Genomic DNA, 25,751 nt, shown 5'->3' on the forward strand with positions numbered 1-25,751 from the left:
GTGAACAATCATCCTAAAAGGGACGCGGATTCTAGCAGAGGAAAAAAAACTATCAAAAGCAGTGTAACGATATGAAAGTTCAGGTACCTTCTTCCAAGGTTGTGAATATCTGAATAATATTAATTATCGGCATAAGTGAGTTAACTCGATAAAACGTTCCAACTGAAATCCGGCCTCAGCCTTCCCTCTATCTTTACCTTCAAGCGGCCAACCACAATTCACCCGCACACAATCACCGTAGAGATCAAGCGTGCTAAAATCTGCACCGCCCAACAAGGCTATATTTTCTTCGGAAGCCATACGGCAAAGACTCCGGCTATCCAACCCTGGGATCTGCAACCAAATCACCATTCCTCCATGGGGATCACTGATGCGCGATTCATCGGGCAAGTTTGAACTTAAGTAGTTGCGATAGGATGCGACCTGGAAGGCAAGCTTTTGCTTGAGCCCCTGCACATGACGGGAGTATTGAGTAGTACCGATGAAATCGGCTACCGCTAATTGGACGGGCAAGTTCACACCGAAACTTTCGGTAAATCGATAGCGTTCATATTGTTTTCGATACCTTCCTGGTAAGCACCACCCCAGGCGATAGCCTGCGCTCAATGTCTTGGAGATAGAGCCACACCAAAGCACATACCCGCTCCGGTCCCAGTAGCGCACGGGCATGGGCAGACTTCTTTGAAATCCGAGTTCCAAATACACATCATCCTCGACAATTGGAACCCGATATTTACCAGCCAGTGCGGCCAGGTTCTCTTTCTGCTCCGAGCTCAGGGACACGCCCGTAGGATTCATATGACTGCTACTAAAAAGACCCGCTTGGACCAATCCCTGCTGCATATAGCGCTCTAGCTGTGCAAGGTCTAAGCCGTTTTCAACAGTCGGTATCTCAACAACTTTTCGCCCCATCAAAGCCAACAGATTAAGAAGACCGTTGTAACAAGGAGAACTGATCGCAACCGCTTCACCGGGCTTAGTCGTAATGGCAATCGCCGTGCGGACGGCATCCATACAACCATTCGTCACTACTAATTCATTGGCAGAGAAATGCAAATCATAGCTGGCAAAGTGTGCGCTAAGCGCACTGCGCAAAAGCGGCTCCCCAGAGGAAACCGGATAGCCATGCATCCTGGCGCCAGCCTCTCGGGTTGCCCGCCGCATACTGCGCTCCAGGGAATCTAACGGCAATAGCTCTGGAGATAAAGACGCAACACCCAATGGCCCTGTTCCCAACCCACGGAAATAGCAATCGTGATTTACTGGATCTGTTGTTCGGCAGGTGAATGCGGGCATTATGGGAGGCGGGTTACTGCTGGGAGGAACTGAGGCAAAGAATCCAGATTGCGGTCGAACCTTCGCCCAGCCGAGCTCCTCCAGCAAGTAGTAGGTGCTTTGGGCTGTTGTCAGGCTCACTTCGTTTTGTGCAGCGAACCGCCTGAGGGACGGTAGTTTATGACCGCTTGGTATTCTCCCTGACTGAATATCCTCTATACAGCGTTCGGCAAGCTCTTTATACCGCACCTTTCCCCTCCCCGATTCCGTCTCCACCCAAACTGTATACCTATTTTATACAAAAATTGCATCTGTATACCTTTTTTCATTTCCTGGATAGTTAGCCCCGAGACAAATTGGAGGGGCTGATGCGGTATTCGGATTTATCACTTGGTGTGTTACTAATGGCAATGTGGGGCTTCAACTTCATCGTTATCCAGATGGGAACGGAACATCTGGACCCACTCCTTCTGGTGGCTTTGCGCTTTTCTTTGGCAGCCTTTCCGGCAGTGCTTTTCGTTTCCAGACCGACAGTCAGCTGGAAGTACATTCTGGCCTACAGCCTGGCTTTTGGCTGTGGGGTTTGGGGGATGGCCACCTGGGCAATCTCTAGCGGACTCTCTGCGGGTATGGCCTCACTTCTTTTGCAAGTGAATGTTGCGATTAGCTTACTATTCGGCTGGGTATTCCTGAAAGAAAAGATCATCCCGCAGAAAGCTCTTGGGGCTCTACTTGCCTTGGGAGGGCTGATGCTAAGTTTGATGGTTGAAGATGGCACTGTGCCCCTTATCAGTATTGCACTTATCTTAATAGCGGCTACCAGCTGGAGCATCAGTGGGCTCATTGTAAAAGCCAGTGGCACACAGCATGTATTTAGCTTTATTGTCTGGGGACTATTTTTTGCACCGCTACCACTGTTTGCTGCTACCTATATTCAAAATGGTGCGACTGTATTTTATGAAATACAAAACAACCTTAGTGGAAGGTTAATTTTCTCCATATTGTTTCAGGCCTACCCAACCACTCTGCTTGGATACTGGTTCTGGAACCGGTTAATCGTTAAGTACCCACTGTCTACTGTTGCACCTTTAGGTTTACTCTGTCCCGTTTTTGGACTCTTTTTTAGTTGGTTGTTAACTGGCGAGTCGATTGGTCCCGAAAAGTTAATGGCCGCTGTTATGATTTCCTCTGGTCTGGCACTTGGTATTGTTCATTTTTGCCAGAGCTTTAAGATGCTAAGAAACTCACGGATTTTTGGCATATTAAACATATCGCGATGAACAAGTATCCAGGTTGAGATTTGCTAATTTCCAGACAATGTACTAATGGCGCTAGTCCCCATTGGCCAGAAGCAAGGATTAGTGCAGTTACCTTTCGCAGTAACAACCTGCAACCACCTCGTTCGGTTGAAGCAGAAAATTCTATTCATTAATAAGATTTATCGTGGATTTGGCACTCAACCAAATGCCCGACTCTCCTAGTTTGGGCTAATTCTATAAGTAGCTATTTATACAGGTATCGATATCATTCTATTTTAGCCAGCCGTATAAATAATAAAATAAAGTCTTAAGCTGAATGTTATCAAGGGCAAAGGTCAAAAATACTAACCAGGTTTATTACTTTTTTCCCTCACCAGCCAGTAGGAAACTCCCAGGGCGATAGTCACCAGAGCAATACCGACTATTTGCTCTGCATTAACAAATTTCAAGTCGAGCACAATAACCTTCCGAGCTACAGCCATTAAGGCTGTAGCTAATACCAATTGCACCGGTATCACATTTGTACCCAGGTAGAGTCGGATATTGGTGAAAATTTCAATGGCAATAAGAACGGCGAGAAAGGCCCCAAAAGTCTCGAGGATATCTTCCATATCCAGCAATAGGAATGGCGTCTCCATAAGCCTTTCATAAAGCACATAGACGACATCTGCAATGGTCCAGAATATGACCAACACCATAAGAATGGCGAGAAATTTAACGGCATATTTTATTGCTCGATGTAATTGGTTGATCAGGGGATCAGCATGATCCTCATGTATCTCGTCATATTTCATGGGCTTCGCTCTGCCGATTGATACCGCACATTGCTTGAGTTCGACTATAGGCGAAATCCCCGTATTCAGCCGAGAGAGCTTCCTTTAGTGAGCGAGTAGTAAGAGGAATCCCGGCAGCATATTCACCGCCGGGATATTGTGAGTCGTTAAGGTAGGCAGGCTGCGTTAGAGAAGAAATACTTTACTTCGTAGTCACTACAATCCTCTGTTGCACAAAAGAAGCGGTAATTAGTGCCGATATCGCCTATATGCATGCTTTCGCCGGTTAAGGAATAATCCAACTTCGTATCAACAACCCTTGCCTCAATACCAGCAACATCACTGACAGCACAGCTATTGCTGATGTTTCCCGCTGACTTGTGTTCGTTAAAGCTCTCATAATCAATGCCACCTGAGGAGGGATCATCCAGGTCCAGCCACTCGGTTGCGTAGTACCCTGGATTTACCAAGCTGTTGGACAACTTGTGCACGCCCAAAGCATCGATTTCATCACCGTGGCGCCCGTGGAAAGCAAAAATTTGCTGGGATGAAGTGGAAGAATAAGTTGTACAAGTCCCCTGCTGAGTCCCCCCGGAAATAGATGAGCCATTGCTCGACGTCAATTTAAGGTAGTAAACACTACCCGTATCATGCTTTTCATCGTCGACACAAATTTTAACGTCATCCAAATACTCGCTGCTGGCGGAGTTGAAACTCAGTACACTCCCCATCGAGCCCCCATCTCCATCACCATATTCAATACAGTATTCATGATCACTGGCTGCGGCATGGCTTAGGGACTGCTTAAATTCATAGCAAGCTTTCAAACCATCAACTCGTCCACCAGAACGAATCTGGACAGATTTCAGATTCATAGTACCGCTGCCGAGCAGTTTACGTTTTACCAGGTCGATTGAATCAAACGCATCGCCTCCGGTACCACCGACGGCATCTTTTTTGATGTAGCCAAAATCCGAGTAACTATCTTGGTTGGCGATCCAGAACCCACCAAATGGTTCGTAGTAATTCACCCAAACCGAGGTAGTTACACCTTCTGAATTCCTCTTGGCATAGAGCGCGGCATTTTCCAAAGCGTTATAAGGCATTCCATAGCGGTAGCCATCAGCTTCACAGGCGGAGTAACCTTCACTCCAGGTTCCCGATGCACTGCTGATGTGCCAGTTTCGCTCATCGTCCACACAGGCAAACACTCGCTCCGTACTACAGCTATAGTCACGAATTTCTCCGTCATTACTTAACCAGGCGCAACTATTGTTGCCACTGGGAGAGTCATTCCGCCAAGACCACGTAAAATCTTCAATCTGGGGAGCTTTAGAAGCACCTATAGTGGTCGCATTGGCCTCCACCAGCGCCAACTCAAGCATGTTATACCCAGATACTGCTTTCTCCAGGATCTCACTGCCGGAATACTTGATGTCATCCTTGCTATATTCCGTTGTTGCATCCAGGGCGACACTTAGATTCCCATTGTTGTAGTGGCTGGTTGCGCTGGCATTACCATCGATATCTGCTGTTAGCTGGCTGGAATTTTGTGCAAGTGGCTCATTAGAAGTGAGGTTTCCAGATGCATCCATTTCATCCACACCGATCCAGACATTACGTCTGAATTTCGATGTGTTTGACTCGTCATGGTAATCACACAGATTGTTATCACCAGTGTGCGGATACTCTCTGGGCACCTGAATAAATAGGATAACGTTGCGTCCCGCATCCAACACATCCTGTTTAGTCAGTGTTTGCGCCGGCAGGGAGGCGCAATCATCTTCTGTATAGCCCCAGTCGGTAGGCTTAAATACCAGATCCCCCAACCTGCTTTCAATTTTCTCACCAATCTTATTGCGGAAGTTCTGGTGGTAATCAGAATCGTAAGCCTCAAACTTTAGGAATATGACTTCATCGTTATTATCTTCAAGAAAATCCTTAATCTCATCCAGCCCATCCCCCAGCGTTGCAGCTGTGCCAAACATATAAATACACATAGTGGCCTCTTCCAGGCCCATATGACACAGGTGCGGTGTTGAGCTGAAATTGGAAGCAGGGTAAGTATCATATTCGGCCAGACGTATTCCCCGACTGAATAATTTCTCCGGCGCGTACCACTGGTTTACATCGGTATATACACCCTGATCCCACTGATAGGATGCATAGGCATTATGCGCTCCCGCCCACAAGGTCTTTGATAAGGGAGCCTTTGTATCAATCTGCCCCTGTAAATCCAGGCGCTTCACTTTATCATCGCTAGCATCAATTTCGCCGACAACAGACATCGAAAAACTCAAAAGCAAACTTGATACCAAACCAATTGTTTTATGCATTATTCTTTTCCTGATAAGTATCTTGATAGTTACCGCTAAAATAAAAATCCCAGTAAGTATTTCCCCTCAGTTGAATTGACTAATTGGAACAAGCGTACACGCCTGTCGTGAACCGCTAAATTACAACAGTACTGACTGGTCAATTTTAGTCATTTACCCTACTTTACATTTTCATAATTTGCGCACTTTTCAGTACTGACAAACATCCATCTCCGAATTAAACATTCATAAAACTACCCGCTAGCGGGGGGCGCAAATAGTAGCTACAGAGCATGACCAATCAGTTACGAGCTTAAGGCAGTTATGTAAATATCTGCCCATTTGTAACAGGGCCAACATAAATGACAGACCAAATGTCCCTCCAGTATTTAGGGTTCAATCACAACCTTGGAAGTAATATCACGCACGTTAAATCTTCTGGTTTAGGAGCAGAGTTTGGGCATCTAATTCATCTTTTCAGATTATTGATAGTTTCAAAATATAATTGGGACAAACCTTAAAAGAGTCAGCATCACACTCATCAGCTAACATCGATAAAAAAATAGACGACAAGAAATCTTCTCCTTAAAGCGTAGAGTTGATTTAAAGCTAAGCCGGATTCAGATATAAGAAGAATACAACTTAGATATTTATACTTACCAAACAATGAATTGAGCACCCAAGGAGTGGTAGGCTTATTGAAATATTACATTCATAGAACAAATAGAAACTTATAATTTCCGCCCCAAGAAAGCAGCCTTATCAAGGAGAGAGAATGAAAAGCAAGGCACTTATCATACTGAGTAGTATTCTTATCGCCTCATGTGGATCTATGCGACCGCAAAATGCAAGCAATTATCAGCAAGACCTGATCACCCCAGAAGAAACAGATAACTTTGTACTCACCGAAAGCAGCACCTTCGATGAACCCATGCTGGGAATTGCCCTAAAGTACGATAATAAGCAGTATCCTACCGATATTATCAATGTCTATGTATACCCTATCGATAGTATCACATGGGAAAATACAGATGAAATCATCTCCATTGAAATGGGCGATATTATAGATGAAGTTGACTTTGCTATAGAGCAAGGGCATTACAAGTCAAGATCGCCAGAGACTATTGAAAACTTCAGTTTTAAAATCGGTGAAAAGCTATATTCTGGAAAAAAGTCATCTTTCACACTTACCAACAGAAACGATGCTGAATACTTCTCAAATAGCTATGTATTTGTCGATAAGGATAAATATATAAAGTTCAGAACCAGCTTCGACAGCAGAGCGACCGTAGAATGGAATGGCGACTCAGCAGTGAAAGAAATACTGCCTGAAATAGTTGTTCCCGACGAGTCTGCGTACATGAAGAACCTGAGAGCTGAACACCAAAAAGAAATCACCAAGAATCTGATAAAATCACTATTCCAAGCTTCTCAAGAATCACAACCTAACACAGAGTAATTTCTCAACTAACTTAATAGCAATTGCGACAAATCCAACTCTGTAAGAGCTGATGGCTACTAGGTGCCGCTTAGCACCAGAGAATTGCAAGCGGCACGCTTTAACTGAAGTCTCCTGTACTTCAACGGCATGAAAGCACACTTCTTCCCCCATTGGCAGGAGATTAGCCCTAGACATCTCCAATTCAGATTTTTAAACAAATCCCACTAAAATCTACACTAACTGGCTAATAAATTTCTCAGGTGGTTGAGATGATACTGGCACTTCGGCGTCTATGATTAAGGAGGCACTAAGGAAAGGAAATTCGAATCATGAGCAAAATCCTGCCTCCAATTCTTGCTCTTCTGCTCGCCGCATTTGTTTTAGGCGCGCAAGCCAACAACTATGTCAGTAAGGATAGTCAAGCCACTTCGCCTCTCGGATGTATCAGTGCCACATCAGTACTATCTACCCATACACCGACAGATATTACTGCTGCCGCCAAAACATGTACCGAACAATCCAAATTTGATGAGGCAGCTGAGCTGTTAATGGTTGCCAGTGCCTTTGCTTATTTCGACACACAGAGGGTTAGCGACAAAACCGGGCACAATGTATTAAGAGTGATTTTCAATAAAAAATTTAATTCGATGCCTGAGGGAGATCGAAAAAAACTATTCGCCAGCATTAACTCTCTTGATCAGGGCGGCGCAAGGAAGCTGGAAGTTTGTAACTATTTGACAGCCGCAAAGCCGCCATCCTATATACCAAGCTATATGATTTCTCATGGGTTAAGAAAATTTACAGGCGTTACTGAAGCCCCCCTGATAAAAGATTTTGATGCCGATCAAAGTTGGTTAAACTCAATGGTGTTTGTCAAATGCCGCAGTTAATCGGTATCTTGTTGCATAGAAACGAAATACCTATATCAGGCTCACCTTTGGGCTGAATATAAGTATCTATGGCAGTAAAGATTCCCACGTCTTAAATACTAGCCATCTAGATGCCCTCAAGCATATTCGGCCACCGCAATTCTGGTATTTCCCTGATGCTTAGCTAAATCGCCACTTCATGAGCTCTCTTTACCACTATTTACCAAGTATAAAGTTTCAGGCATTATTTTCCCATGGTCGAAATTTTCTCTAATCAGATTAATGGGAAGAACTGTGAAAGAAAACGGAATGCTCTTTTTATTTTGTGGAAAGATGGGCGCAGGAAAAAGTACAAAAGCTGCGGAGATAGCACAAACTACAGGAGCTATTCTTATTTCCGAAGATGAGTGGCTGTCTAATTTATATCCCCATGAGATTTCCTCACTCTCCACTTACATAGAGTATTCTGCAAGATTAAAACCAATGATCAAGTCACATACTCAGGATATCTTAAGGAGTGGCATCTCGGTAGTACTGGATTTTCCCGGCAATACAAGAAAACAAAGATCTTGGTTCAAAGAGATATTTCTGGATAACCTCTTTCCCCATCAATTAATCTATCTTAAAGCCGATGATAAATTATGTTTACAACAAATTGCCCAAAGGCAAAAATCACATCCGGAACGAGCCGCCTTTGATACCCCTGAGACCTTCAAACAAGTTAATAAGTACTTTGAAGAACCTTGCCAATCAGAGGGATTCAATATTGAAGTAGTCCATCTGGGAGGCATTTAAACGTACCCACTCCCTCTAATAATTGGGAGTAACCTCTACTGGACTCTCTTTCCGTTTGCGCTATCTCCTCCAGTGTTGGAGAAACTAAAGGAAGCCTAAGTCTCGATGCTGGCTCAGTATTTTGACTCCCTGTGAACCCGTTATTCGACTAGCCGGTTCCAAGCGGATTCAGAAAGGCCCGACTGAGACTGATGTACCTTTGCTTTGCCTTATATTTCGATTATTATAGAAATATAGAAATTTTGAGGTAACTCATGATGCTACCGAACCACACCCCCATCAATATTCTTAATCGCCTGGTGGACTCCCCTCCCAATGGTGACCCTACCAGGATTCTGGTGTTGTACGGATCCCTGAGACCCAACTCCTTTTCGCGTCTATTGGCCAACCAGGTTGTTGAAATATTGCAGCATTTTGGTGCTGAGGTTCGCTTGTTTGACCCTGTCGGCCTCCCTCTTTACGACGGCACCAGCCAGGATCACCCCAAGGTGCAGCAACTGCGCGAGTGGTCTGCCTGGAGCCAGGGGCAAGTGTGGGTTAGCCCGGAAATACACGGAAATGTCTCGGCTGTTTTCAAGAATCAGATCGACTGGCTACCACTGGACCAATCTGCAAGCCGGGCAACCCAGGGAAAAACCCTGGCGGTCATGCAGATTTCCGGTGGCTCGCAGTCATTCAATACCGTCAACAATTTGAGGGTTCTCGGCCGCTGGATGCGCATGTTTACGATTCCCAATCAATCCTCTATTGCCAAGGCCTGGCAGGAATTCGATGAACAAGGGCACCTCAAAGATTCCCCATTCCGGGACCGGGTGATTGACGTTCTGGAAGAGCTGGTAAAAACCACCATTTTGTTGCGTGGCCAGGGTAACTATCTGACCGAGCGGTACAGCGAGAACAAATCAGAGGTGCAGTCAGCTTCGACAACATCTATTCAGACCTTGGTGGCTGAAAGCGGTGTCGCAGAACCCAGCTAAAAGTACTGGCATTTCGCTGCCGAAGGTCCACATTTAGCAAAGGTCCACTAGCAATGGACCACTAGATGATAGGAACTCCGATAAGGATCTCGTCAATGAGCTTTTCCCTGGACCCGGACTTTTCAAGCGCCCTTGGCAAGTTTGGCGACTTGCTGGATACCTTGGCAGAAGCGCCTATTGGGGACGTGAATACTCGCCGTAAGAATGGAGCCGTGGTCACCCAAGCACTATTTCAGGGTCGCAGTTTTCCATCAGATGTTTCCTTTCGGGACTTTACCCTAAAGAGTTCAGACCAAGAGGAGATCCAGTTACGCTGGTACCAAAAGGAGAATAGCAAACCAGGCTCCGCCATTCTCTACATTCATGGCGGTGGGCTCATCTGCCACGATATCTCACGGTACGACTTGGTCATCGCCAAATATGTAGCTGCCAGCGGCGTGCCATTTTTATCAGTAAATTACCGAAAGGCTCCGGAGTTCCCCTACCCTATACCGATTGATGATTGCTATCGGGCATTCATTTGGCTGGTACAGCACTCACAGGAACTCTCCATTGACCCCACGCGAATTGGCATCATGGGAGATAGTGCCGGAGGGGGTCTGGCTGCAGCCCTGACAATTGTCGCTCGCGACAAAAAAGGCCCGTCCCTGGCACGGCAGATATTGTTATACCCAATGCTGGACGATAGGACGGTTACTCCCGATCCCGAGTTATTGCCATTTATTATCTGGACCTATGAAGACAATCTCACCGGCTGGACCGCTTACCTGGGTAACCAAGTGGGCAGCCCTACGGTCAGTCCTCATGCTGCCCCTGCCCGCCTGCAAGATGCCAAGGGTCTACCGCCAGCATTTATCGATGTTGGCGAGCTAGATATTTTTCGCGATGAGGATATGCAATACGCCCAATTACTCACTGATGCCGGTGTTAGCACGGAGCTCCACGTTCGCCCTGGCGTGATTCACTCTTGGGAGCTATTCGCCCCGGACATTCCCGTCTCACAGCGCGCTCTTGCAGATCGAGTGAGAGTCATCCAGGAAATCTAAGCGAGCACGGTGCACCCGACTATGGAACAGCAAAAACAGAGACTATTTGATAGTCACTTCCACATCATAAATCCCAAGTTCCCCCTATTCCCAAATCACGGCTATTTGCCGCCAACATTTACCGTGGACGACTATCAACTCAAGTTACAAAACTACCAGCTAGTGGGGGGCGCTGTAGTTTCCGGCTCATTCCAGAAGCTGGATCAAACCTACCTTATTGATGCCCTGGAAAAGCTGGGCAAAAACTATGTTGGGGTCACACAGCTATCCGCCGACACTCCCGATAACACCATTTTGTCACTCCACAAACATGGAGTCAGAGCCCTACGCTTTAATTTGGTACGGGGTGGCTCGGAACAGATCGGTTTTATCGATACCCTTGCCCGGCGAGTTTTTGACTTAGCAGGCTGGCATGTCGAACTATACGTTGAAGCCTCTGCATTGACCCCTCTCTATAATAAATTGATCGCGTTACCAGCCGCCTCTATCGATCACATGGGAATCACCAAGCAGGGTTTTCCCATCTTGCTCAAACTGGCAGAAAAAGAGGTAAAGGTAAAAGCGAGCGGCTTTGGCCGCCTGGATTTCGACCCCGCAGCGGCAATTGTCGACCTCTATCAGGCCAACCCACATTGCCTGATGTTTGGCTCCGATCTTCCCTCTACCAGGGCACCTCGCCCCTTCAAACCTGAAGATATTTTGTTAATTCGCGACACCCTCGATGAAGCACAAGCAGAAAATGTCCTGGTAAAAAATGCCTATCAATTTTATTTAAAAAAATAATGGAATGAGGGGGCAGTATCAGGAACTGAGTTCTTCTTCTGCTGTCATTCACTACGCTGTATTTTCTAAAAGCGCAGGATATGCCTAAATTCGTGCACTTCTCTATACCCACTCAATTCATGCTACAGCAGTGTAATCTCGGGTCATCGATCATCTTTATAAATCACTGGCAATTAAAACATGCGAATTGTAGGATGCGCCGAATATTTCAGGCCACAGGGAACCTGGAAGATACAGTGCAGGAGGTTGTAGTGAAAGGACTGGTAACGGTTATTTTTTCCCTATTTGTGCTATCTGGATGTACCGGTATTGGCACAAAACCCCTGGGAGAAAAAGAGGTAGCGTTAGGCGTGGATACTGAGCAATCCATTAAAGAGAAGCTCGGTAAGCCTTATGAAAAAGGCATGTTTGTAAAAAACAACCAACAAATTTTAACACTCGCTTATGCTTACCCCACTACTGGCAAAAAGGCGGTTAGCGAAAATATTAGCGGCACCCGTAACCAGGGTTTCTACTTTTATAACGATAAATTAGTTGGGCAGGATTTTGTCAGCTCTCTCGCTGAAGATTCCACCGATTTTGATGAGTCAAAAGTACCACTTATCAGCGAAGGCCAAACCAGTATTCTCGAAGCTCTGGATTTATTGGGCAAACCCTCCGGCGAATATCAGTACCCACTGATCAGCAATAAATCCGAGAAAGCCAAAGTGTATATGTATAGCCAAACCAATAAGGCTATTTTCCAACCGGTCTCTTATCAAAAAGTATTGATTCTCAGTTACAATACTGATGGCATCATCACGAACGTGAATTTTGCAGAATTAGGCAATAGAAATTTAAGCGAGCAATAGATCATTTCTCAGACAGGGGAGTCTTATCCGCTGGCTTCCCTGAAACAAATAAAAGGCACACCACCAGTCCCACCATCGCCAGATAGGCATTAACCGTGAAAGCGCGATCGATCCCCGTAGACATATCGGGAGCCATTGCCACAATTGTGGTATTCATACCCAAGCCTATTGCTCCCCCACCAATCTGGAACATATAGAGAATTGCTCCCGCCAAGCTCGCTCGCTCCGGCGCTACAACCGTAATTGCGGCAGTAGTAATAGCAGAGTAAAACAGGCCAATACCCGCCCCGAGAACCACCAGCCCCGGTACCATTTGCAAAAAATTTGTTTCCTTATGCAAATGAGAAAGCATAAACATACCGATACACATGGCAATGGTGCCTGCTGAGACAATCGTTTTTGCACCGAGCGTTTCGTAGAGGCCACCGGCAATAAAAGACACCAAACCAAATGAGACCATCATAGGAAGTAGCCCCATTCCCGAATACATCGCCGAGTGATTATGGACCTTACTCAAGTATTGGGGAACGTATACAAGGGCAGCAAAGAACACCACAGACAGCAACAAGGTAGCTATACCTGCGGCAAAGAAACCGTGATTCGTTGCTACATCTACGGGAATTAACGCATCTCTGCCCACATGACGCTCAACCAGGATAAACGCCCCCATAAACAGCAAGGTGGCTAGTGCCAAGACAATAATCACCGGGCTCTTAAAGCCGATATCCACGACTAAATCCAGCGCCAGTAGAAGGCAAAACAGCGATGTAGTCAGGGTGATTACACCACCGTAATCAATGCGCTCGGTGACATTTTCCGGTGTGTCATCCGGGATAACCTTCCAGCAGACCCAAAATGCCAATGCAGCCACCGGCAAGTTGATAAAGAAAATCCAGCGCCAGCTCAATAAGTCTGTAAGAATGCCCCCCAATACCGGACCAATTGCATTCGCAGCGGCACACATGCCCATCACCAAGCCTCCGGCAAAGCCCGAGCGGTCCTCCGGTAACATCCCGTAGATCAGCCCCAGGATTGCCGGCCACATAAGGGCACTACCGATCCCCATCAATCCCCGCGCCGCCAACAACATTGGAATATTGGTAGCTATACCGCCGAGGAGGGAGAAAAATGCAAAGGCGGCCATGCCGATGAAAAAGATTTTGCGCCGGCCAAACATATCCGCCAAACGCCCGCCCGAGATCAGCAGTACCCCAAAAGCCAATGTATAGCCGTTGATAATCCATTGGGTGGTGGTGATATTGGAGTTGAAGTCTTTTTCGATGGCTGGAATTGCTACGGAAAACGCAGTGAGGTCATTTCCGATCAGAAAAATTGCCAAGCTTAGGGCAAACAGTCCCAGTACCTGAATTCTGGTCAGTTTAGTTTTCTCATCTGCCATGTTTCGAGTCCAACCACAGAGTTCGACTTTACAAGTGTGGCTCAAACTCGGGAAACGGCAGGGACACTAAATACGCCCCTGCTGACAAACAAAATGGTGAGGGCCTGCGACTAACGCTCACCTGAAGTGTCTTGAAAGAACTCCTCTACAGGCTGGTAATCCGGATTGGCACCACAAGAACCCCGCACTACCAGCTCGGTAGGTAGTACATCTGGCATCGCCGATTTTCCAGAGAGGAGTTCCATCATTTTCTCCACCATCAATTCACCACCTCGGTGGATGTTCTGGCGAACGGTTGTCAGAGGAGGGGTAAAAAACGGGGCGATTGGGATATCGTCAAAACCCACGATGCCGACATCTTCCGGCACCTTATAGCCGCGGGCCTGTAGCGCTTTTATCGCCCCCATAGCGATACTGTCACTGGCGGCGAAAATGCCATCAAAACTAAGCCCTTCCTGCGCAACCAGGTCGATAATGGATTGATAACCACTTTCACTGGAGAAGCCGGCGGTCAACTGCCTGGTAGTGCCAGACAGATCAGCTTCATTGAGCGCGGCACAGTAACCTTCAAATCGCCCATTGACCTCCGGGTGAGCTGTGTCGCCGAGAAAGAGAATTCGCCGCCGCCCCAAGTTCATTAAGTGTTCTGTGGCCTGACGCCCACCCATTTGATTGTCACTACTGACGATGCAATATTCGGCCCCCTGCCTTGAGGTCCCTCCCCAGACAACAAGAGGGTCCCCCTGCTGCTGCAGATCACGAAGTGGGGTATCGTCCACCCCTTGGCCAATCACAATAACGCCATCAGCCCGCCTGGAACTCATCAGATAAGAATGCCAATCCGAGCGGCTGGCGATACTGCTGGAAAACAGTAAATCGTATTTATGCACTGCGAGGCGATCGGCAATTGAACCAATCATATCGATCATAAATGGATCAGAAAATGTCTGGCCGCCACTGCGCCCCGTATTAATCACAACCGAAATTGTATGGCTGCGTTGCAGGCGTAAGTTTCGCGCGCTCTCATTGATTTTGTAATTCATGGAGCTCGCGATTTTTTGAATACGTTCGCGAGTCTTTTCGTTAATCAATGGATTATCGTTCAGCGCTCGCGAAACAGTAGATTCAGAAACTCCCGCCAACCGAGCAATATCGGACATGGAAACGGGAGAGGAGGACCCCTTGGGCATGGCGTACTTCACCTTGTTCGCGGGAAAAATGCCATCTTAGGCCCGTCGCCCAAGTTTGTAAAACCACCCTGCTACCCAGCCAGGGGGGCTGAGGCCTCAAGCGTCTCATCCCCCCGCTCTACAGCGCGACGGAAAAAGAACAGGGTAATCAGAATCACTGTGATGGGTACCAAGGATAAATAGAAAGCCACCTGGCCATCAAAGGCCTCGAAAACCGACCCGGTAATCAGTGAGCCAGTTGTACCGCCCAGCGCAGAAAAAATCACCAGTAAACCTGTCATTGCAGAGTGCTGGTGGGTGGGTAATGAACTGAGCATCACAGAATTGATAGCTGGATACACAGGTGCCATAAACAAGCCAATCAGCGGTAAAACAAAAGCTGCCACTGGGGCACTAAGCCAGTTTACATCGGGATTCGCCACAATATTACTCGCCAGGGGCAGGCTAACGACCACCAGTAATCCCATCGCAACTAAGCACACATTAAGCATCGGGTACCAGTGTACTTTGCGCATCATCACACCGGCACCAAGTCGCCCCAACGCCAGCCCTGCGGCAAAGATACTTGCAGCCTGAACACTCATCGCAGCGGGCAGCTTAAGAATTTCATTATTAAAGGTCGGCAACCAACTTCCTATCCCCTGCTCAATCAATACATAGAAAAATACGGAGATCACGTAGATGTATACCAGAGGTTTGGCCATCAACTTTATCATCGCGATAAAGTCCTGTTTCGGGCTAGCCTCTTCGATTCGCGCCCCGGATTCATCCAGCTCTGTGCACCAGAGTAATACAAATGCAATCACACAGACCACCGCCAGCACCCAATACACATTGAGCCAGGCAGTAGACCCTTGGTTCGATGAATCAATAAAAGCGCTAAACAGCCAATAGCCACTGAGAACTCCCACCATAAACACCCCCTCCAGGGTGTTTAGAAGGCTCGCATGTGCGCTGCGGCCCTGCGCTAACAATCCCACGGTGGAGTATGCGGCAACCTTTACCAATGCGAACGCAACACCCACGGACAAGAACAGTAACTTCGCCGTCCAAAACCCGGGTAACAGGGGCATAGCTGTACAAGCCAGGGTGACGATTGCCAATCCCGTCAGCATCGCCCGCTTAAACCCCAGTCGGGGAAGCTGGGAAGCAATCAGGAAAGACACTATACCGATGGGGATATCCTTGAACCCCTCCAGCACACTCGCAGCAGATTTACTTACCCCATAGGTATTGATTACCTGCAGGATCACCGTGCCTACGCTGTTCAACAAAATGGCAAAGACAAAGTAGATAGCGAATAGAGATAAGAGTATGCGCTGATTCTTCATAGTGGATTCTATCTGGCTCTGTGGTTTAGGCAGTCAGCCGTACCAACCTGTTATTGTACATTTTTTACCCAGACTTTGTGGAGAAAGGCGACTTCGCCCCAATGCCTGAAGGAACCCAGTATGTATCAGTCAGACAAAAATTTGCAATCGTTTGCATAAAAACCAATGAAAATTTGGGAATGCCTTATGCCGATCAGTCACAAAACAACTGGCAATTGACCCAGGAAAAGAAAATAACATATATTTTTCAATAGCTTACAGACTTTTCGGAGATGAAAATCAGGTCTATCTTCTAGTAACAGCCAGGCTTAATCTCAATTTTGCAATCGATTGCAAAAAGACATCAACTACGGATAGACTGGATGCCAGTAGTCGGAGGCCCAGCCGACCCGGCCCTAGAACCCAATCTCCAATCCAGTGAAAGTGGTATGAAGCAAAAACAACAAATCAAACACAAGATCCACCCCTGGGACTTGGTGGAGGACACCTTCCAGCCTGAAGATTACAGCCTCAACGCCACCCTATTCTCCCTCGGTAATGGCTATATCGGCTTGCGCGGTACCTTTGAGGAGGGTTTCGATCCAGAACCCTTTACAGATGGTTGTTACCTGAATGGAGTCTACGCCAGCGAACCTATCACCTATGGTGAGTCTGCTTATGGCTACGCGCGCAACAACCAGAGGATGTTGACGGTTCCCGACGGTAAGACCATTTATATCAGCTTGGATGGAGAACGCTTTAATCTCGCCCAAGGCGAGCTGCTCAACTACGAGCGTCGCCTGGACATGGCCGCAGGGATCAGCGAGAGAAAACTCACTTGGCGCTCCCCAAAAGGAAAAACCATTGAACTCAAAGTGCAGCGCCTGGTTTCCCTCAGTGAGAAAAACCTATTAGCTCTGCAACTGGAACTCACTCCCATCGATTTTGACGGAGAGGTACACCTGCAATCCTGCCTTGATGGTGACCTTGCCCAAGCAGAACGCAGTGAGGACCCACGCCTAGCCTCCCCTATTGATCGGGGAGATATCGAATGGCTGGAAAATACAGCTGAAGATGGTTATTTGGCCCTGCCTCTATCCGTTAAGAGCAGTGGCTTCTCTATACGATGCGCAGCCCTGCACCTTTGTGAGAGTGACAGCGATTACACGTCCAATAACCTCCGCAGTGAAGACTGCGTCTCGGTTGACTATCGCTTTGCTGCCCGCCGCAACACCCCTATTCGCCTAACCAAGTACGTCGCTTACTTTGCACAGCAAAATGCTGAGCCGATATCAGCAGACGAATTGCATCATTACCTGGAGCGCTGTGCGGCTAAAAGTTTTGCGGACCATGTCGAAACCCAGCGTATACAAATGGACAATTTCTGGCTTGAGTCCGATATTCAGGTCAGTGGAAATGATGCCCTGCAACAGGGAATACGTTTCAACCAGTACCACTTGTTCCAATCCCTAGGTCGGGATGGCAATACCAATATTGCAGCCAAAGGACTTTCCGGTGACGGCTATGACGGCCACTATTTCTGGGATACAGAAATCTATGTACTACCGTTTTTCCTCTACACCCAACCCGAATTAGCGCGCGGCCTACTGGAATACCGCTACTCAATCCTCGATGCCGCACGAAAAAGAGCGAGGGAGATGTCGATTCAAAAGGGAGCACTGTTTCCCTGGCGCACCATCGGCGGTGAGGAGTGCTCAGCCTATTACCCGGCAGGCACTGCGCAATACCATATCAATGCGGACATTGCCTACGCCGTACGACATTACTGCCGGGTTACCGGTGATGTCTATTTTCTGCGCAACAAGGGCGCAGAAGTCGTGATAGAAGGCGCTCGTATGTGGTTGGAGATTGGCCACTTCAACGCACTTCGCGACAACCAGTTCTGTATCAATGAGGTTACCGGACCAGACGAGTACACTGCCCTGGTTGACAATAATTTCTACACAAACCTGATGGCCAAGGCCCATCTTGAATATGCTGTTGAAGTAATACAGTGGTTAAAATCATTCGATCCTGCAGCATGCGATGAGTTAACCCAGCGTATTCAACTCGACAAACAGGAAGTTGATAACTGGGCCAAGGCCGCAGAAAGTATGTATCTGCCCTTCGATGAAAAGCAGGGTATACATTCTCAAGACGATAGTTTTCTAAACAAACCCCGCTGGAATATTGCCGAAACGCCAGCCGATCAATTCCCGCTGTTACTTCACTATCATCCCCTGGTGATCTATCGACACCAAGTTTGTAAGCAGGCGGATGTCGTTCTTGGCCTGTTACTGGAAAGTTCAGAGTTTTCAATTGATCAGAAGCGTCGGGATTTCGACTTCTATGAACCGCTCACCACACACGACTCCACTTTGTCCGCTTGTATTCACAGCATTATTGCCAGTGAAGTTGGGTATCCGGATAAAGCGCTGAACTACTTCCAGCAAGTTGCGCGAATGGATCTGGATAACCACCACAACAATACCCAGCACGGCATACACACTGCCTGCATGGGGGGTACCTGGATGTGTATGGTCCAGGGATTTGCAGGAATGCGCCTGCACGGCAATGAACTCAACTTCAATCCATACCTGCCCAATGGAATGGACGGCTATCGTTTCCGGTTGCAATTCCGTGGCCGCACGATCGCAGTCGATGTCGATTCTTACAGCGCCAGGTACACCTTGGTGAAAGGTGAAGCACTCAGTCTTCATCACGGCAAGCAAATTCTATTCCTGGAGACACCAGGGCAAACAGAAACCATTCAAATAGCACCGATGGAGGAGGTATCCTGATGATCTATCGTGCAGCAATTTTTGATCTCGACGGCGTTATTGCAGACACCGCACGTCTCCACCTGATCGCATGGCAACAGCTGGCTGAAGGGCTCAACCTTCCCTGGACAGCGGATACTGAAGAGCGCTTAAAGGGCCTGGAAAGAATGGCTTCTCTTGAGGTGATTCTCGGGGAAAAAAGCAGCAATTACACTGAAGAAGCAAAAATCGCACTGGCTGCTAGAAAAAACAGCCGCTACCAGGAATTAATTCGCAGCCTCTCTCCCGCAGACTTGTTACCGGGCGCCGGTGAACTGCTCGCATGGTTAAATTCTCAGCATATTCCGGTTGGCCTCGCCTCAGCGAGTAAAAACGCGCCGGCGGTACTGGAAGCCCTGGGAATATCCCGTTGCTTTTCTGTTATTGCAGACCCAGAAAAATCTGCACCTAAACCTGCACCAGGTATATTCCTAGCCGCCGCCAAAGGTCTCGGAATTGATCCAGAATTTTGCATTGCTTTTGAAGATGCGCCCGCTGGAGTCAGTGCAATTAAGTCCGCAAATGGCATGACGGCTGTAGGCATAGGTAATCCAGATTCGTTAAAGGACGCAGACTATACGCTGGACAGTCTGGAACAATTTGTGCCATATGATTTCTTTCTATCAGTACTAGCAGAGTCCGGCATTCGTCAAAATATGAATATCGATAAACGACCCAACGAAAAAATAGATTAGAACCCTATGGCTCTACCATGCAAGCAGCAAGACTCCAATATATAACGAACCTCTAAATGAGCTAATCACGTCTATATCACACCGGATAATCCCGGTGTGATATTTTAGTAATCGGCCAAGGCTTATATTAATATCCGCGCACCCTTTCACCAAACATCAGTCAAAAGAATAAGATTTCGCTGGCCTTCTAGGGAAGAATTTCACGGCTCATTGATCAATACAGGCACCTTCTATATTATCAGCCGTATTGCCAAACCAGGTATTAAGGCAGGGGAAGGGATTAGTATCCTCAAGATCGGTAGAGTTGTTATCAGTTGCTATATTGCCAATAATTACATTTCCGAATTGGCTATCCGGATCAAAAAAAAAGCAGATGGGAATGGCGAACTTAGCCAACGATATACCTACCGCAGTGCCGGGAATAGGATCTGTAAAACCAGTGAGTTCAACCGTATTTTGAGCAATGAAATTACCATTGCTACATATTTCCATACCATAATCACTAAAACCGGTTATCTTATTAGATATTACGGTCGAATTATCTGCCCCGAGATCAAAAAAGATACCACTTTCCCCGAATCCATCTGAACTAACAATCTCGTTATTTATCACCGTTGAGTTACTGCCTCTAATAAACACACCTTCACCACCAATTGGTACATCAATAATCGAACCAGACAGCGTATTGTTGTCCGAGTCGAGGAAAACCCCTTCTCCAAAAACCTCACTAAATGTTATACCCGTAATTGTGTGGCTACCGGAACCTGCTGCAATGACTCCTGTACCACATTCATCCAATGTACCTCCTGATGCACCTCCAGATAATACAGCTCCTGTACCTTCAAGAATGACACCTGCCCCCCCTTCACAATCAAACGTAAATCCATTCAAGTTCAGGCTTCCTGTAGGGCCAGTTACTATTACACCGGAATTACAAGAAAAGTTCCCAGTTAACACCTCTGGAGTTGTAATAGTACCGCCACACACTATATCTGCATTTACACTTCCAGAGATTACTAACGCACTACCGAAAAATAGATAAGAATATAGTTTAGACTGCGTTCCTTCCTGCCAAATATTCATAATGAACTCCTAAAATAGTATTGTACCCCCCTAATAAAACTGTTTAGCTATTGATTACTACTCACCACCACAGCTAGTTGCCACTTAAACCCGAGCTACCGGTCAGCCCAGCAACTGTTAACCCAATCAAATTACAATTGAGATCCTTACTTATTATTTCTGTACTCGCAATGGTATCAGCGTACACATCATCGGCATTTACATTATCCGAAAGAGCTGAAGTAAACCCAATAACAATTTTTAGTCATAACCATTATGCCCAGGCAATAAAAATTCTTGAAATCAGAAAAAAGAATATTGGGATACATTTTGAGCCCAAAGAGTGAAATATCCATAGGAAAATATTCTCAATAGCTCTGGCATGTAAAAGGTAATGGCATAGAGAAGCTTGGGCAAGTAAAATAATCAAAATTCGTGCATAGACGTGAAGTGAAAAGCTTAAAATAGACTCCATAAAATTTACGCCAAAATATCCATCAATAGTAAAGCGTAACTACAGCTTAAACTTTAGGCTTAACGAATGAAGCGACTCAAACAACTATCTATCTCACACAGTTGTTTTGCTACAGGATCATCAACCTTGATTAAATTGAAATCCGAAAATTCAAACCCCGGGCCTACCGAACATCCGACCAAAACAGAACTCCCAATTGGCTCAGCAGCCTGCCAGGCACCAGCAGGAACAACATGACAAAATATATTATTCTTTGCGGAAATCTCAGTCCTTTGCAAACAGCTATCCCCCTCAGTCCAAATATAGAGATATAAGCCTTCCCCCCTATATAAATTCCAAACCTCATCAGATTCGACCCGGTGAAACCTAGATACTTCATCTTTCTGTAAGGAAAAGTAAATATGCGTCAATGCGCTTCGCTTCTGCCCATCCTCCCTTGTTACTATTGAGCTCGACTTAAACACCTGAAGAAATTTCCCGCCTTCAGGATGATCAATTAAGTTATCAGGCTTCATGGATTAATCAGCACCTTGTAATCAGAATTAGAAACATGTCTGATACTACATTACCACATAATGTATCAGTGAAATTTAATCCTTATAGACAACAAGCAAATAGTTGAGCGGATACGAATTGAACACAGGCTCACCCAGTTTACTTTAAGGTGAGCCTTGCAAAAAGCCTTAATTTAAACAACTGGGATTAGCAGTAGTAAAAGTGTTTCCACGCCAAACATTAATATTACTACATGCATTTGCATTTAGATCCTCCAAGTCAAAATCAGTATTTCCCTTGGATGTGTTGTTGAGAATAAAGTTAAAAAACTGATTAGCTGCTTCCATATAGATACCCACTGAACCATTCATCTCAGAGGTGTTCTGGCTATAATTCCCAAAGTTGGAATCAGCAATATAGATCCCATATCGATTATTATCATATATATAATTTTGGGCTAAACTTGGAGCATCACCATCCAACTGAATCCCATCTAGTAAGTTACTTTCGATAATATTTGAGATCAAAGTATTTCTTAGCCCCGTAACTAATATACCAGTATTACCATTACCATTAGCACTTGAATTAGTAATTAGATTAAAGTCGCTCGATACCGCCAACCCTACAAAGTCATTATTGTTAGCAGAAATATTGGTTACATTATGAAATCCGTCACCAGCCAATCCAACCCCTGTCTGGCAGAATGATATAGTACCTGCGCCCTCCAAATACCCCACAAGACCGACAACATTTATGCCTATTGCAGAATTATTGTCACAAGTAATGGTATGACCATTCATATCCAGGCCACCAGTTGGGCCAACAATGGTTATCGCGATATTATCTGTACATACCAAATCATCATCCAAAACTTCTCGGGTGTTAATGGTATCACCACAATCAACCGCCGATGCAAGCCCGGATATTAGCAAGCAAAAAGCACCTGCAAAGATAGATAAAGTACACTTCATACCTTGTAATTGCCATATAGCCATCTTACTACCCTCTATAAAATCAGTTAATAATTACCTTCTCCTGAACAGAGTGTGATCCAGCTTGCTAAAAGGGCTATAAGAAATTTCTCTTAAAGAAATGGCAACTAAGTACGGAATCTAAACATCTGTGAATGGTAAATAGTGGCTATCTATGCCAATTAGACAAAATGTAAGAAAGCAGTGTTGGATATGAAGCCAGTGGGCCTTTACATGGGAAGTTTAAGGGGGCGGCACTCATTACCCTCCTTTTCCCTCCCCTAAAAAAAATCTGCGCAAATCTGCCGCCAGCCTGATTACTATTATTGCTCTTTGTCTCAAGTAACTTTGACTCCTTTAATAGTATAAATTAGCGGAATCTCATGTCCTTTAAAAGACAGGTAGTATTTCCCCTTCTCACGCTCCTCCATGCCATCAAAACAGTTGTAAGGACTATACGGGTATTCTTTTAGTTGGGCGATTTGAATACCATATTTTAATAATGCACTCACAACATCGCTAATCGGATGTGACCAGGTGGCTAGGGTAGACTTGTCACCCCGATCATTCTCTGTATAGGTACCATGCTCTTCAATATCTGGATCGGCTCGATGAAAATATGTGTAACCAGAGAAAATATCATAAAATGGATGAAATTCTGCGATGTAGAAAGTCCCCCCCGGCTTTAAGCATTGAGCAACAACTGATGCCCACCGCTCGATATCCGGCAACCAACAGAGTGCACCGTAGGAAGTAAAGACGATATCAAATTCTTTATTATTTAACTCTCCAAAACTGTAGATATCATTGCAGATAAACTCTCCATATAAACCTGAGCGGTCAGAAAGAGCCTGTGCTTCAGTAATGGCTATAGAAGAAATATCAACTCCCGTCACCTTCGCTCCCAATCGAGCCCAAGATAAGGTATCCAATCCAAAGTGACACTGTAAGTGAAGTAAACTTTTTCCAGACACATTACCTATATCTGAAAGCTCAACTTCATTTAAAGTAGATTTTCCGCTTAGAAATCCATCAACATTATAAAATTCAGACTTCACATGAATACGGGTGCGGCTATCCCAGGAGTGTCGGTTAATTTCAAAAAAATCCATGGCTCACCTTCTAATTACTTATATTTATCGATTCTATTTAATTATCAAGGGTAAGAAATTTAAATCTACTTGTAAGTCCTATTCCGTTATGCCTTGAGTTAAAGAAAACTAAGATCGCCAATCATTTTAACTATATATTTACAGCAATGCTCCAGCTACGAAAGGCTCTATTGAACTAAATTACAAGTACAAATCATGATTTACTATAAAGCAGACGCTGAATCTTTGAGAAAAGCCCTAAATGGGGGCAATAGAAGGTAGAATCCTTAATCTACGATTGATTATCCTCATCATATCTTAGGCGCGCTTTACGAATCTCAAGATGATGTTCATCTGCCCAAGATACTAACTTCCACACAGCTGCAGATAACCCTCTTCCCAGGTCAGTTAATTCATACTCTACTTTAACTGGAACTTGCGCAAAGACAGTACGGAGTACAAAACCATCGCGCTCTAAGTCGCGCAGGGTTTGCGTCAACATTCGCTGTGAAATCCCTTCAATGCGCGACTTCAGGGAGTTGAAGCGATCTGGACCATCAGCAAGGGCAAACAATATCAGGATGGACCACTTGTCACCAATCTGAGCTACCACATTGCGAATGGGACATTCATCATCATTCACAAACACGCGCCTCTCACTATTTTTATTCTGCGTCCCCACCCTTCCACTCCATAGGTTATCAAAAAGTAACTTGACCACTTAATAGTGCCTTATTGGCAACCAACACTCAAGTGAGTAACCTAGTATAAATAAGTAACTTTAGCCGAAATCACCTATAGACCCATATAGATATATACCCTGTTATGACCCAAGCTCTCTTAAACAAGGCCCTCACCCAATACGCCTCCAATAGACCCCCAACCGTTGACGATATATTTACACCGCAGTTTGTCTCTGTAGGGAAATTTAACATTCGCTTTCTACGCAAGGAAAAACCTCAGGCTCCCAGCCTCTTACTGCTGAATGGCCTACCCCAAAGTATTCGTATGTGGGAGTCATCTATTGAAGCATTTAGTGAAAAGTTTGATGTGCTAGCCTTTGATATCCCAGGATTTGGCTTATCAAACGCAGAGGAGGGAGATATGTCTCCAAGCAACCTGAGCGAAGTCCTTGTTCAAATTATGAACCATTTTGGCATCAAGCAGGCCCACCTGGTAGGGCCGGATGTGGGTGTGCCTATCACTTTAACGGCCGTTATTAACCACCCTCAACGATTCTTGAGCCTCAATATCTTTGACGGCCCAGGCACCTACCCTCCAAAACTCTCCCCTATTCTTATGGCCGTTGTCAGATCCCGAATGGTTCGCTGGATAGCAAAAGGCTTAAACAAGAAGTCAGTAATGAAAACCAATTTCCTGACTGCCGTCAAAGACGGTTATCACAACTACAAGCCCAGCAAACGAGCTACCCAAGAGTACTATGACATAGCCTTTGATAGTGACAGTCACAAGTGCGCCATCAGCTTCTTTGGAAGCTATTCGAAAGAGCTTCCATGGATTGAGAGAAAACTAAACGGTATTAAAGTTCCGACATTGATCACTTGGGGCAAGAGAGATCCATTTGTTTTAGTAGAAAATGCGACTGCCTTATCCAAGCATATCCCCAATAGCAAGCTAGTTATATTTGACAATGCATCTCACTTCTCATCGGAAGATGCTGGGCAACAGTATGTTGACTTGATAATCAATTGGGTAGACGGCGGCTTTCTTGAGCATCGTGACGCATGAGTTATTCAAACCTTCAAGTATCAGATACCTAATCACTAATTGAATTGAAAGTGACGCTACCTAATCTCGCCACTATTAAATCAGGGGGCACTCTACAACCATCATTAGAGA

23 protein-coding genes are annotated in these 25,751 nt (G+C 45.8%); 12 read left to right on the top strand and 11 right to left on the bottom strand.

Annotated elements, in window-relative coordinates; translation table 11 throughout:
• Positions 1 to 123 precede the first annotated feature (123 nt).
• Entirely contained in the window at positions 124 to 1,524 is a 1,401-nt protein-coding gene (locus ACYX4J_RS12750) for an aminotransferase-like domain-containing protein (protein WP_444905647.1), read from the bottom strand.
• 119 nt (positions 1,525 to 1,643) lie between these two features.
• On the opposite strand from ACYX4J_RS12750, the gene ACYX4J_RS12755 reads away from it, so the two are divergent.
• The gene (locus tag ACYX4J_RS12755; protein ID WP_476176758.1) at positions 1,644 to 2,555 is read left to right on the top strand and encodes an EamA family transporter; all 912 of its coding nucleotides are present in this window, start codon (positions 1,644 to 1,646) and stop codon (positions 2,553 to 2,555) included.
• A 323-nt stretch (positions 2,556 to 2,878) separates the two neighbouring features.
• Here the strand turns inward: ACYX4J_RS12755 and ACYX4J_RS12760 are convergent, their stop codons facing one another.
• Together ACYX4J_RS12760 and ACYX4J_RS12765 are read right to left on the bottom strand one after the other, a co-directional pair.
• Positions 2,879 to 3,328 (bottom strand): phosphate-starvation-inducible PsiE family protein, encoded by a 450-nt coding sequence (locus ACYX4J_RS12760; protein ID WP_413665304.1) that lies wholly within the window; start codon positions 3,326 to 3,328, stop codon positions 2,879 to 2,881.
• A gap of 146 nt (positions 3,329 to 3,474) precedes the next feature.
• Positions 3,475 to 5,643, bottom strand: coding sequence for a jacalin-like lectin (locus ACYX4J_RS12765; RefSeq protein ID WP_445358605.1), 2,169 nt, complete (start codon positions 5,641 to 5,643; stop codon positions 3,475 to 3,477).
• A 754-nt stretch (positions 5,644 to 6,397) separates the two neighbouring features.
• Between ACYX4J_RS12765 and ACYX4J_RS12770 the strand changes: the two genes are divergently transcribed.
• The 7 genes from ACYX4J_RS12770 (at position 6,398) to ACYX4J_RS12800 (ending at position 12,384) form a co-directional block, all read left to right on the top strand.
• Positions 6,398 to 7,081: a hypothetical protein gene (locus ACYX4J_RS12770; protein WP_444896816.1), complete on the top strand. Its 684-nt coding sequence runs from the start codon at positions 6,398 to 6,400 to the stop codon at positions 7,079 to 7,081.
• Between the two features lie 311 nt (positions 7,082 to 7,392).
• The gene (locus ACYX4J_RS12775) at positions 7,393 to 7,953 is read left to right on the top strand and encodes a hypothetical protein (RefSeq protein WP_444905652.1); all 561 of its coding nucleotides are present in this window, start codon (positions 7,393 to 7,395) and stop codon (positions 7,951 to 7,953) included.
• 273 nt (positions 7,954 to 8,226) lie between these two features.
• Positions 8,227 to 8,727, top strand: coding sequence for a P-loop nucleotide/nucleoside kinase family protein (locus ACYX4J_RS12780; protein WP_444905653.1), 501 nt, complete (start codon positions 8,227 to 8,229; stop codon positions 8,725 to 8,727).
• Between the two features lie 254 nt (positions 8,728 to 8,981).
• Positions 8,982 to 9,704 (top strand): arsenical resistance protein ArsH, encoded by a 723-nt coding sequence (arsH, locus tag ACYX4J_RS12785; RefSeq protein ID WP_476176759.1) that lies wholly within the window; start codon positions 8,982 to 8,984, stop codon positions 9,702 to 9,704.
• Positions 9,705 to 9,799: 95 nt separating this feature from the next.
• Entirely contained in the window at positions 9,800 to 10,750 is a 951-nt protein-coding gene (locus tag ACYX4J_RS12790) for an alpha/beta hydrolase (RefSeq protein WP_476176760.1), read from the top strand.
• A gap of 21 nt (positions 10,751 to 10,771) precedes the next feature.
• The gene (locus ACYX4J_RS12795; RefSeq protein ID WP_476176761.1) at positions 10,772 to 11,533 is read left to right on the top strand and encodes an amidohydrolase family protein; all 762 of its coding nucleotides are present in this window, start codon (positions 10,772 to 10,774) and stop codon (positions 11,531 to 11,533) included.
• Between the two features lie 194 nt (positions 11,534 to 11,727).
• Complete coding sequence (locus ACYX4J_RS12800; RefSeq protein ID WP_413665296.1) at positions 11,728 to 12,384, top strand: hypothetical protein; 657 nt, start codon at positions 11,728 to 11,730, stop codon at positions 12,382 to 12,384.
• A 1-nt stretch (position 12,385) separates the two neighbouring features.
• Here ACYX4J_RS12800 and ACYX4J_RS12805 read toward each other — a convergent pair whose 3' ends face one another.
• The 3 genes from ACYX4J_RS12805 to ACYX4J_RS12815 all read right to left on the bottom strand — a co-directional run bounded on the left by ACYX4J_RS12805 (position 12,386) and on the right by ACYX4J_RS12815 (position 16,304).
• A complete protein-coding gene (locus ACYX4J_RS12805) occupies positions 12,386 to 13,783 on the bottom strand; it encodes an MFS transporter (protein ID WP_476176762.1) in 1,398 nt (465 codons plus the stop codon).
• A gap of 110 nt (positions 13,784 to 13,893) precedes the next feature.
• On the bottom strand, positions 13,894 to 14,973 hold the full coding sequence (locus tag ACYX4J_RS12810; protein ID WP_444905658.1) for a LacI family DNA-binding transcriptional regulator: 1,080 nt from the start codon (positions 14,971 to 14,973) through the stop codon (positions 13,894 to 13,896).
• Positions 14,974 to 15,044: 71 nt separating this feature from the next.
• On the bottom strand, positions 15,045 to 16,304 hold the full coding sequence (locus tag ACYX4J_RS12815) for an MFS transporter (protein WP_413665293.1): 1,260 nt from the start codon (positions 16,302 to 16,304) through the stop codon (positions 15,045 to 15,047).
• Positions 16,305 to 16,405: 101 nt separating this feature from the next.
• Between ACYX4J_RS12815 and ACYX4J_RS12820 the strand changes: the two genes are divergently transcribed.
• The 3 genes from ACYX4J_RS12820 (at position 16,406) to pgmB (ending at position 19,797) form a co-directional block, all read left to right on the top strand.
• A complete protein-coding gene (locus ACYX4J_RS12820) occupies positions 16,406 to 16,558 on the top strand; it encodes a hypothetical protein (RefSeq protein ID WP_444913430.1) in 153 nt (50 codons plus the stop codon).
• A 108-nt stretch (positions 16,559 to 16,666) separates the two neighbouring features.
• Complete coding sequence (locus ACYX4J_RS12825; protein ID WP_476176763.1) at positions 16,667 to 19,084, top strand: glycoside hydrolase family 65 protein; 2,418 nt, start codon at positions 16,667 to 16,669, stop codon at positions 19,082 to 19,084.
• Entirely contained in the window at positions 19,084 to 19,797 is a 714-nt protein-coding gene (pgmB, locus tag ACYX4J_RS12830; protein ID WP_476176764.1) for a beta-phosphoglucomutase, read from the top strand. The genes ACYX4J_RS12825 and pgmB overlap by 1 nt, the downstream gene beginning before the upstream one ends.
• A gap of 207 nt (positions 19,798 to 20,004) precedes the next feature.
• On the opposite strand, the gene ACYX4J_RS12835 is transcribed toward pgmB, so the two are convergent.
• The 5 genes from ACYX4J_RS12835 to ACYX4J_RS12855 form a co-directional block, all read right to left on the bottom strand.
• Positions 20,005 to 20,880 (bottom strand): right-handed parallel beta-helix repeat-containing protein, encoded by an 876-nt coding sequence (locus ACYX4J_RS12835; RefSeq protein WP_444932819.1) that lies wholly within the window; start codon positions 20,878 to 20,880, stop codon positions 20,005 to 20,007.
• Positions 20,881 to 21,393: 513 nt separating this feature from the next.
• Positions 21,394 to 21,849: a cupin domain-containing protein gene (locus ACYX4J_RS12840; protein ID WP_444905663.1), complete on the bottom strand. Its 456-nt coding sequence runs from the start codon at positions 21,847 to 21,849 to the stop codon at positions 21,394 to 21,396.
• Between the two features lie 168 nt (positions 21,850 to 22,017).
• On the bottom strand, positions 22,018 to 22,824 hold the full coding sequence (locus tag ACYX4J_RS12845) for a right-handed parallel beta-helix repeat-containing protein (RefSeq protein WP_476176765.1): 807 nt from the start codon (positions 22,822 to 22,824) through the stop codon (positions 22,018 to 22,020).
• A gap of 314 nt (positions 22,825 to 23,138) precedes the next feature.
• Complete coding sequence (locus tag ACYX4J_RS12850) at positions 23,139 to 23,912, bottom strand: class I SAM-dependent methyltransferase (protein WP_476176766.1); 774 nt, start codon at positions 23,910 to 23,912, stop codon at positions 23,139 to 23,141.
• Positions 23,913 to 24,183: 271 nt separating this feature from the next.
• Entirely contained in the window at positions 24,184 to 24,573 is a 390-nt protein-coding gene (locus ACYX4J_RS12855; protein ID WP_476176767.1) for a winged helix-turn-helix transcriptional regulator, read from the bottom strand.
• 143 nt (positions 24,574 to 24,716) lie between these two features.
• On the opposite strand from ACYX4J_RS12855, the gene ACYX4J_RS12860 reads away from it, so the two are divergent.
• Positions 24,717 to 25,640: an alpha/beta fold hydrolase gene (locus ACYX4J_RS12860; RefSeq protein ID WP_476176768.1), complete on the top strand. Its 924-nt coding sequence runs from the start codon at positions 24,717 to 24,719 to the stop codon at positions 25,638 to 25,640.
• Positions 25,641 to 25,751: the final 111 nt, after the last annotated feature.

The sequence above is a fragment of the Microbulbifer sp. ABM4_008 genome, assembly GCF_056311705.1.

What these genes read in the sequence shown, in the direction of transcription:
- ACYX4J_RS12755 (WP_476176758.1), top strand. Translation starts at nt 1,644, where the DNA reads ATGCGGTATTCGGATTTATCACTTGGTGTGTTACTAATGGCAATGTGG.
- ACYX4J_RS12760 (WP_413665304.1), bottom strand. Translation starts at nt 3,328, where the DNA reads ATGAAATATGACGAGATACATGAGGATCATGCTGATCCCCTGATCAAC.
- ACYX4J_RS12765 (WP_445358605.1), bottom strand. Translation starts at nt 5,643, where the DNA reads ATGCATAAAACAATTGGTTTGGTATCAAGTTTGCTTTTGAGTTTTTCG.
- ACYX4J_RS12770 (WP_444896816.1), top strand. Translation starts at nt 6,398, where the DNA reads ATGAAAAGCAAGGCACTTATCATACTGAGTAGTATTCTTATCGCCTCA.
- ACYX4J_RS12775 (WP_444905652.1), top strand. Translation starts at nt 7,393, where the DNA reads ATGAGCAAAATCCTGCCTCCAATTCTTGCTCTTCTGCTCGCCGCATTT.
- arsH (WP_476176759.1), top strand. Translation starts at nt 8,982, where the DNA reads ATGATGCTACCGAACCACACCCCCATCAATATTCTTAATCGCCTGGTG.
- ACYX4J_RS12790 (WP_476176760.1), top strand. Translation starts at nt 9,800, where the DNA reads ATGAGCTTTTCCCTGGACCCGGACTTTTCAAGCGCCCTTGGCAAGTTT.
- ACYX4J_RS12795 (WP_476176761.1), top strand. Translation starts at nt 10,772, where the DNA reads ATGGAACAGCAAAAACAGAGACTATTTGATAGTCACTTCCACATCATA.
- ACYX4J_RS12800 (WP_413665296.1), top strand. Translation starts at nt 11,728, where the DNA reads ATGCGCCGAATATTTCAGGCCACAGGGAACCTGGAAGATACAGTGCAG.
- ACYX4J_RS12805 (WP_476176762.1), bottom strand. Translation starts at nt 13,783, where the DNA reads ATGGCAGATGAGAAAACTAAACTGACCAGAATTCAGGTACTGGGACTG.
- ACYX4J_RS12810 (WP_444905658.1), bottom strand. Translation starts at nt 14,973, where the DNA reads ATGCCCAAGGGGTCCTCCTCTCCCGTTTCCATGTCCGATATTGCTCGG.
- ACYX4J_RS12815 (WP_413665293.1), bottom strand. Translation starts at nt 16,304, where the DNA reads ATGAAGAATCAGCGCATACTCTTATCTCTATTCGCTATCTACTTTGTC.
- ACYX4J_RS12820 (WP_444913430.1), top strand. Translation starts at nt 16,406, where the DNA reads ATGCCTGAAGGAACCCAGTATGTATCAGTCAGACAAAAATTTGCAATC.
- ACYX4J_RS12825 (WP_476176763.1), top strand. Translation starts at nt 16,667, where the DNA reads ATGCCAGTAGTCGGAGGCCCAGCCGACCCGGCCCTAGAACCCAATCTC.
- pgmB (WP_476176764.1), top strand. Translation starts at nt 19,084, where the DNA reads ATGATCTATCGTGCAGCAATTTTTGATCTCGACGGCGTTATTGCAGAC.
- ACYX4J_RS12835 (WP_444932819.1), bottom strand. Translation starts at nt 20,880, where the DNA reads ATGAATATTTGGCAGGAAGGAACGCAGTCTAAACTATATTCTTATCTA.
- ACYX4J_RS12840 (WP_444905663.1), bottom strand. Translation starts at nt 21,849, where the DNA reads ATGAAGCCTGATAACTTAATTGATCATCCTGAAGGCGGGAAATTTCTT.
- ACYX4J_RS12845 (WP_476176765.1), bottom strand. Translation starts at nt 22,824, where the DNA reads ATGGCTATATGGCAATTACAAGGTATGAAGTGTACTTTATCTATCTTT.
- ACYX4J_RS12850 (WP_476176766.1), bottom strand. Translation starts at nt 23,912, where the DNA reads ATGGATTTTTTTGAAATTAACCGACACTCCTGGGATAGCCGCACCCGT.
- ACYX4J_RS12860 (WP_476176768.1), top strand. Translation starts at nt 24,717, where the DNA reads ATGACCCAAGCTCTCTTAAACAAGGCCCTCACCCAATACGCCTCCAAT.